Source organism: Cupriavidus sp. U2, assembly GCF_009663685.2.
Taxonomy (GTDB): domain Bacteria; phylum Pseudomonadota; class Gammaproteobacteria; order Burkholderiales; family Burkholderiaceae; genus Cupriavidus; species Cupriavidus necator_C.
Window position 1 is genome coordinate 40918 of the sequence record NZ_RCOG02000016.1, and the last position, 6709, is coordinate 47626.

The window sequence follows — 6709 nt, forward strand, 5'->3', positions numbered from 1 at the left end:
ATGGGAGAGGGGCGATTCAAAGCTGCTCTTCCACCGGCAGCAGCCGCAGCACGCCCTGCTTGAACTTGTCCCACCCGTTCATGTCCGGTTCGCTGGTGTAGGTGCGCACCGCCCCGCCCTCGCGCGTCACCCACTGCAGCGATTCTCCGTCGTCGCTCAGCACGACCTGGTACGCCGCGTCCAGCATCGCATCGTCAACGCCCTGGGACAGCATGTCGCAGAGTTCCTTGCTGTCGACGACGATGCCCATCTCCGTGTTGAGCCGTGCCGAGCGCGGGTCCAGGTTCAGCGATCCGATAAACAGTTCGTGGCGATCGACCATATAGGTCTTGGCGTGCAGGCTGGCGCGGCTGCTTCCGCCCGGGCCCCGGTGTCGCTTCTGCCTGGCCATCTCGGCATAGGCGGTCGGTTTCAGCTCGTACAGGATGACGCCGGCCTTGAGCAGCGCCTTGCGCCTTGGCGCATAGCCGGCATGGACCGCGGACACATCGGTGGCGCCGTAGGAATTGGTCAGGATGCGCACCTGCACGCCGCGCTTCTGCATGTCGGTCAGCCAGGTCATGGCCGCGTCCGGCGGCACGAAGTATGGCGAAATCAGCGTCAGGTCGTGTTGCGCGCCTTCCAGGAATTTCACCAGCTTCGGAATCGCATGGGTGGAGTCGTCCTCGGGTGGCAGCAGCACCTTGGCCGCACGGTCGGCAATCACGGTGGCCTGGCCCCAGTACTCGGGCAGCTTGTTGTCGCGCAACAGCTGCACGATGCCGGTTTCCAGCAGAGACTGCCCGTACGGCGTGGCCCGCATGTTCACGGCGTGCTCGTCCAGGTAGGTGCGCAACTTCTGCTGCTGGGTGGCCGCGTCGTCGCCGCTCAGCGGCTTGGCCATCGCCGATAGCGGATACACGGCCTCGCTGTTCCAGAAGTCGTCGAACACGGCCGACACCTCGGGCACTACCGGCCCGGCGGCCAGCAGGTCGAGATCGGTGAAATCGGTCTCGGCCGCGCCATAGTACTGGTCGCCGATATTGCGCCCGCCCACGATGGTCAGCTGGTTGTCGGCCGTCAGCGACTTGTTGTGCATGCGGCGATTGATGCGCCGGAAGTCGGTCACGTACTCGAACAGCCGCACATTGCGGCTGGCGAACGGGTTGAATACCCGCACTTCGACGTTGGGATGGGCGTCCACGGCCGACAGCGCGTGGTCCTGCCGTGCCAGGTGGATATCGTCCAGCAGCACCCGCACGCGCACGCCCCGGTCGGCCGCGGCCATGATCTCGGCCAGCAGCGTCAGGCCGGTGTTGTCGGCATCGAAAATGTAGTACTGGACGTCGAGGCTGCGTTGCGCGGTGCGCGCAAGGGCGATCCGCATCGCCAGGGCATCGGTCCCGGACAGCAGCGGATAGAAGGCCGACTGGCCCGGATGCTGCGCCAGCCTGGGCGCCATGCCGCGCGCCAGCATGGTGTCGCTGGTGTCCTGCAGTGCCATCTCGGGCGCCAGCGGCGGTCGTTGCGGCAACCCGGCGCAGGCGCCCATCAGTAGCGCCAGCATCACCATCAGCGGTCGACTCACCTGCCTGAGCGCAGCCTGCGTGACATGCATCGTGCCCCCTCCCCTGATTGTTCCAGCATGAACAACGGACATGTACGGAAACAACGATAGCGATCTTACCGCGCGCTGCTATGCTTTCGATACTTTCATTTTGAAAGCTTTATAGCCCAGCCGCATAAGCATATGACTACCCTTTTCGATCCGCTCCAGATTGGTGACCTGCACCTGCCCAACCGTATCGTGATGGCTCCGCTGACGCGTCTGCGCGCCGCCGATCCGGTACATGTTCCCAACGCGCTGATGGCGGAGTACTACGCCCAGCGCGCCAGCGCCGGCCTGCTGATTTCCGAAGGCGTGCCCGTGTCGCCCGATGGCGTGGGCTACCCGAACGTGCCGGGCTTGTGGTCCGACGAGCAGGTTGCCGGCTGGAAACAGGTGACCGATGCCGTACACCGTGCCGGCGGCCGAATCGTGGCCCAGCTGTGGCACGTCGGCCGCATTTCGGACCCGAGCCTGCTCGATGGCCGTACCCCGGTGGCGCCCAGCGCCATCGCGGCCGGCGGCAACGTCAGCCTGCTGCGCCCGCAGCGTCCGTTCGTGGTGCCGCGCGCGCTGACCGTGGCGGAAATCGCCGATGTCGTGGCCGATTTCGGGCGTGCCGCGGCCAATGCCAAGGCCGCCGGCTTCGACGGCGTGACGATCCACGCCGCCAACGGCTACCTGCTGGACCAGTTCCTGCAAGACGGCAGCAATGTCCGCACCGATGCCTATGGCGGATCGGTCGAAAACCGCGCCCGCATCCTGCTGGAAGTGGCAGACGCCGTGACGGCGGTCTGGAACCCCAGCCGCGTGGGCGTGCACCTGGCCCCGCGTTCGCCGAGCCATTCGATGAGCGAGACCCAGCCGGCGCAAACGTTCGGCTACGTGGCCAAGGCGCTGGGCCAGCGTGGGCTAGGCTTCCTGTTCGTGCGCGAAACGCAGGGGGAAGGTGCGCTGCTGCCGCAGATCAAACAGGCGTTTGGCGGCGCGATCATCGCCAATGACGGGTTCGACCAGGATGCCGCCCAGGCGGTGCTGGCAAGTGGCGACGCCGATGCGGTGGCATTTGGCCGCGCCTATATCGCCAACCCGGATCTGGTGGATCGCCTGAAGCGGCGTGCCGCGCTGAACGCGGTGGACCCCGCCACGCTGTATGGCAGCGCGGGCGAGCCGGCCCAGGGCTACACCGACTATCCGACGCTGTCCCAGGCCGTCCAGGCCTGACTTTGGCCGGCTGTCCCGGACGCCCCGGCATTCCGGCCGGCCCGGGGCATCCCGGGCGCCCGGAACAGGCGGCTTGGCTTGGCTCAGCCCGGCCCGGCCGGTACGGGGTGGATGGGGATCACCGTGCGCGCGCCGCACTGGCGCAGCAGATCGCGCAGTTCCTTGATGACCGGAAACACCTCGTGGTTCCAGTCCTCGCCCTGGCGGTCGTGGGCCGCCTGCTCCATCTCCACGATCTCGCGGTCTTCCTTGAAGATCCGCTCGGTGAACCACACCAGCAGCGGCCACGCGGCATCCAGCAGCAGCGGAATGCCGGGCCGGCGGATCGACAGCATGCCGAACGTGCGATTGGTGCGCTGCGCGGCGTCCAGCGGCACGTAGACGATCCACAGGTCCATGACCAGCGTGCCAGACCCCGAACGGATCTGCAGCGTCTGGTACGGATAGCCGGTGCGCACCGTCATCACGTCCTTGTTGTTCTGCCCGCCGTCCTTGCCGAAGACCAGCGCCTCGCCCACCGGCTGCTTGCCGCCCTCGCGCTCGAACACATAGTCCACCTCGACAAAATCGTCGCCACGGCGCCGGCCCAGCGAGCGCGCCCGCATCATGCCCATCTGCTTGCGGTGCAGGAACTGATGGTTCATGTCCATCAGGTTCTCGTGCATGAACGAATAGTGGCAGTTGACGGCGCGGCCCAGGCGGCGCGTCTTGTACTTGGGGTCCGACACCGACGCGAACTCTGGCAGCGGTTTCTGCTCGGCCAGCCCCGGATCGCCCGGAAACACGAAGATCAGCCCGGCCCGCTCCTGGCACGGGTAGGCGCGCACGCCGTTGGGCAGGCGTTCCTTGCCCAGGTACGGCACGTCGATGCAGCGGCCGGTGCAGTCGTAGGTCCAGCCGTGGTAGCAGCAGCGGATCGACTCGCCGTCCACCACGCCGGCATGCAGCGGCACCTGACGGTGCGCGCAGCGGTCTTCCAGCGCGAACACCTTGCCGGTGGCCGTGCGCACCAGCACGATGGGGTCGCCGGCGAATGTCACGCCATGGGCGCGGCCCGCCTTGACCTCGCGCGACCAGGCCAGCGGATACCAGAAATCGGGATGGATGGGGACACGGCGCAGGTCGCGCGGCGGCGCTTCGGGCAACGCAGGGGGCACGGCCGACGCGGAGCCGGCTGCGGCCGGGTCGGAGCCGTGATCGGGGGTACGGCGGTCTAGCGCAGACTCTGCATACATGCGGGACGTCTCCTTGGGTCCAGGCACTCGATCTCCGGCGCCTGCCATGGCGCGGCGGGAGACATCGGGGCAGGAATTTTTCGAGTCTAACCCAACGGCGGCGTCCGGTCTGTCAGCTTTTATCCGACTGGCGGCCCACTCGCGCCAGCCCTTCGACGGCCGGTCGGCCCGGGCGCACGTCACCCGTCGAAAGGGTGAGAAGCATGCGGTCCACGCCCCAGACGGCTGATTTGCAACACATTTGCGGCGCCTTCGAGCGAACGGCCTGTCTCGGGTTATCCTTTCAGACGATCAAACCAGAGACATGCAAGACCCCCAGATCATGTCCCGTTCCGCCCCCGATCCGGTGCCGCCCCGCGACATCGGCGACGACGCCTCCTACCGCCTCCTGGTCGAGTCGATCTCCGACTACGCCATCTTCCGGCTCGACGCCACCGGACACGTCATGAGCTGGAATGCCGGCGCCGCCCGCATCAAGGGCTATAGCCGCGACGAAATCATCGGCCAGCATTTTTCGCGCTTCTATACCGAAGAAGCCAAGGCGCGCCACTGGCCAGACACGGAGCTGGAAGCCGCCGCACGGCTGGGCCGCTTCGAGGACGAAGGCTGGCGCGTGCGCAAGGACGGCACGCAGTTCTGGGCCAACGTGATCATCACCGCCCTGTACGACGATCAGGGCAAGCTGACCGGCTTCGGCAAGGTCACGCGCGACATGACCGCGCAGCGCGCCACCGCCGAGGCGCTGCGCCAGAGCGAGGAAACCCTCCGGCTGCTGGTCGACAGCGTCAAGGACTACGCGATCTTCATGCTGGACCCTTCCGGGCATGTCATCAGCTGGAACGCCGGCGCGTCGTACATCAAGGGCTATCGCCGCGACGAAATCCTCGGCAAGCACTTCTCGGTGTTCTACCCGCACGACGACGTGGCCGCGGACAAGCCCGGCCGCGAGCTGCTCATCGCCCGCGAGAAGGGCCGCGTGGAGGATGAAGGCTGGCGCGTGCGCAAGGACGGCTCGCTGTTCTGGGCCAGCGTGACCATCACGGCGGTCTACGACGATTCGCGCGCCCTGCGCGGCTTTGCCAAGGTCACGCGCGACATGAGCGAGCGCAAGCGGCTTGAGGAACTGGAGCAATCGGAACGACGCATGAACGAATTCCTGGCGACTCTTTCCCATGAACTGCGCAACCCGCTGGCGCCCATCCGCAACGCGCTGACCGTCATGCAGATGCGCCCGGAGGACCCGCAGGCCATGCATAAGAGCGTGGGCCTGGTCGAGCGTCAGATGTCGCACCTGACGCGGCTGGTGGACGACCTGCTTGACGTGGGCCGCATCGCCGCCGGCAAGATCGACCTGCGGCTGGAGCCCGTTGACGCCAGGGACATCATCGCCCTGGGTATCGAGGCCGCCGATCCGGCCCTGGCGGCCAAGGCACAGACCGTGACCGTGACCGCCGACACCGTGCCGCTGCCGCTGTACGCCGACCGTACCCGGCTGAGCCAGGTCATGCAGAACCTGCTGCTCAATGCATCGAAATTCTCGTCGCCGGGCGCGCAGATCGCCATCTCGGCGTCGGTGCGCCACCGCACGCTGGTGATCCAGGTCATCGACCACGGCCGGGGCATCGCGCGCGAATCGCTGGAATCGATCTTCAACCTGTTCGCCCAGGAAGACCGGCCCGGCAGCAGCGCGCAGGGCGGGCTGGGCATCGGCCTGTCGCTGTGCCGCTCGCTGGTGGAAATGCATGGCGGATCGATTGCCGCCACCAGCGAAGGCCCAGGGCTGGGCGCCACGTTCACCGTGCAGCTGCCGCTGGCGCCTGCGGCCGAAACGCCCCGGAGCGACGACGGCCCCGGCCATGGCGGCGGCCACGGGCGCCGCGTGCTGCTGGTGGACGACAACCGGGACGCGGCCGACAGCATGTCGATCCTGCTGGAAATGTCGGGCCACCAGGTGACCATTGCCTACGACGGCATGGAGGCCATCCACGCCGCCGCGCGGGTACGGCCCGACGTGGCGCTGATCGACCTGGCCATGCCCGGCATGGACGGTTTCGCGGTCATCCACGCGCTGCGCGGCATGCCGGCGCTGTCCGGCACGCGCTACGTGGCGTTGACCGGCTTCGGCCAGGCGTCGGACCGGGATCAGACCGCCGCCGCGGGCTTCGATGTGCATCTGGTCAAGCCGGTGGAACTCGACGTCCTGCTGAAGGTGATTGCCGGAGACTGACGCGCCGCGCAGCAACGGTTTGCTGCCCGGGCGAGGCGGTTCAATTCGGGGCACTCGCGGGTTGTAATGCCTGCCCTCTCCCCCGACCCCTCTCCCCCGACCCCTCTCCCCCGACCCCTCTCCCATAAATGGGAGAGGGGAGACTGTAGTGGTCCAATTTCCTCAGACAGGTCGATAGGTGGAAAATCACGATCGACGAGGAAAGACGACATGACAAAGCAACGCCGCAAGTTTGACGCCGCCTTCAAGCTGGAGGTAGTCCGGATGGTCCGGGATCAGGGCCTATCGGTCGCTGAGGTTTGCCACACGATGGCGATTGGGGAGACTGCCCTACGGCGCTGGCTGGTCCAGTATGACCTTGAAGTGGCTGGCGGCAAGGGAGTGGGCAAGCCGCTGACGCCTGAGCAGCAGCGCATTCGCCAGCTCGAAGAGGAAAAC

5 protein-coding genes are annotated in these 6709 nt (G+C 66.9%); 3 read left to right on the forward strand and 2 right to left on the reverse strand.

Features of this window, described 5'->3' with window-relative positions:
- Positions 1-16 precede the first annotated feature (16 nt).
- Entirely contained in the window at positions 17-1597 is a 1581-nt protein-coding gene (locus D9X30_RS14475) for a phospholipase D family protein (protein WP_153950133.1), read from the reverse strand.
- Between the two features lie 132 nt (positions 1598-1729).
- On the opposite strand from D9X30_RS14475, the gene D9X30_RS14480 reads away from it, so the two are divergent.
- Positions 1730-2809, forward strand: coding sequence for an alkene reductase (locus D9X30_RS14480; RefSeq protein ID WP_153950132.1), 1080 nt, complete (start codon positions 1730-1732; stop codon positions 2807-2809).
- 83 nt (positions 2810-2892) lie between these two features.
- Here the strand turns inward: D9X30_RS14480 and D9X30_RS14485 are convergent, their stop codons facing one another.
- A complete protein-coding gene (locus tag D9X30_RS14485) occupies positions 2893-4044 on the reverse strand; it encodes a Rieske 2Fe-2S domain-containing protein (RefSeq protein WP_153950131.1) in 1152 nt (383 codons plus the stop codon).
- A 322-nt stretch (positions 4045-4366) separates the two neighbouring features.
- On the opposite strand from D9X30_RS14485, the gene D9X30_RS14490 reads away from it, so the two are divergent.
- Together D9X30_RS14490 and D9X30_RS14495 are read left to right on the forward strand one after the other, a co-directional pair.
- Complete coding sequence (locus tag D9X30_RS14490; RefSeq protein WP_228771118.1) at positions 4367-6271, forward strand: PAS domain-containing hybrid sensor histidine kinase/response regulator; 1905 nt, start codon at positions 4367-4369, stop codon at positions 6269-6271.
- 210 nt (positions 6272-6481) lie between these two features.
- On the forward strand, positions 6482-6709 hold a 228-nt coding region (locus D9X30_RS14495), incomplete at its 3' end, for a transposase (RefSeq protein ID WP_153947640.1).

Bases quoted from the DNA above. Each gene is read 5' to 3' on its own strand.
- D9X30_RS14485 (WP_153950131.1), bottom strand. From the start codon at position 4,044: ATGTATGCAGAGTCTGCGCTAGACCGCCGTACCCCCGATCACGGCTCC.
- D9X30_RS14475 (WP_153950133.1), bottom strand. From the start codon at position 1,597: ATGCATGTCACGCAGGCTGCGCTCAGGCAGGTGAGTCGACCGCTGATG.
- D9X30_RS14480 (WP_153950132.1), top strand. From the start codon at position 1,730: ATGACTACCCTTTTCGATCCGCTCCAGATTGGTGACCTGCACCTGCCC.
- D9X30_RS14490 (WP_228771118.1), top strand. From the start codon at position 4,367: ATGTCCCGTTCCGCCCCCGATCCGGTGCCGCCCCGCGACATCGGCGAC.